At 29.5% G+C, this 859-nt stretch carries 2 protein-coding genes; both read left to right on the plus strand.

Translation table 11 applies throughout. The features are described 5' to 3' along the window. Nucleotides 1-69: 69 nt before the first annotated feature. Entirely contained in the window at nucleotides 70-384 is a 315-nt protein-coding gene (locus tag LOK41_RS28300; RefSeq protein WP_241819397.1) for a hypothetical protein, read from the plus strand. After that, on the plus strand, nucleotides 374-778 hold the full coding sequence (locus LOK41_RS28305) for a VOC family protein (protein WP_241819398.1): 405 nt from the start codon (nucleotides 374-376) through the stop codon (nucleotides 776-778). Before LOK41_RS28300 ends, LOK41_RS28305 begins: the two co-directional genes overlap by 11 nt. The last annotated feature ends 81 nt before the right edge of the window (nucleotides 779-859 follow it).

Genomic DNA, 859 nt, shown 5'->3' on the forward strand with positions numbered 1-859 from the left:
AAAGTTGGTTTTTATGGTACAAAATGGTACAATTATATGTACTAAAAAGTACATTATGGAGGTACTAAAATGGACAAAGAGAAAACGATTCAAGTCAAGTTTACAGTGAATGAAGAACAATATAAGAAGTTAGAAATATTGGCAAAGGTGAGAGAACTTTCAGTACCACAGTTTTGTAAATTGACTTCGTTACAAGTGAAGATGCAACCAGCTCGACCAATTATTGTTGAGGGGAAATATGTAATGCCGGAATCAGAAGTGCTGTTGTTAAAAGAAGTAGAAGAACGTTATAACGATGAAAATCAATTTTTAAGGATCGATAAAGAATTTAATGAACGATTATACAAATATGCAGTAGAAAAAGGAGTTCAAAATGAAAACTAAATTTGTTCATCATATATGTATTCAAACAAACAATTACAAAGAATCTATTAAATTTTATGAAAATGCTCTTGGTTTTGAATTAATTCAAGAAAGTCCTAATTTTCATAAACGTAGTTATAATTCATGGTTAAAACTAGATTCTTTTTATATTGAACTTCAGACTGGAAAAGAAAAAGAACAACTTGGTGAAAATAATAAGAATTCACAAGGGATTGTTCATTTTTGTTTATGGGTACCTAATTTGTTAGAAGAAATGCAAAAAATAAAACGATTAGGTTATGAATTTTTACTAAAAAATGATCAAGAAATATATAAAGTCGAAAACGGGAGTTTATGTAAGGTAATTGCTCCTGAAGGAACAATTATTGAATTAAGAGATAATAAAGGTATTTAAAGCCAAATATGTGTTGGTCAATCAAAACGGACCTAGCAAAGCGAAGGGAGTATTTGACTTGACCAACTAAACTACACCCGA

It is taken from the genome of Bacillus sp. TL12 (genome assembly GCF_022625245.1).
Taxonomy (GTDB): domain Bacteria; phylum Bacillota; class Bacilli; order Bacillales; family Bacillaceae_G; genus Bacillus_A.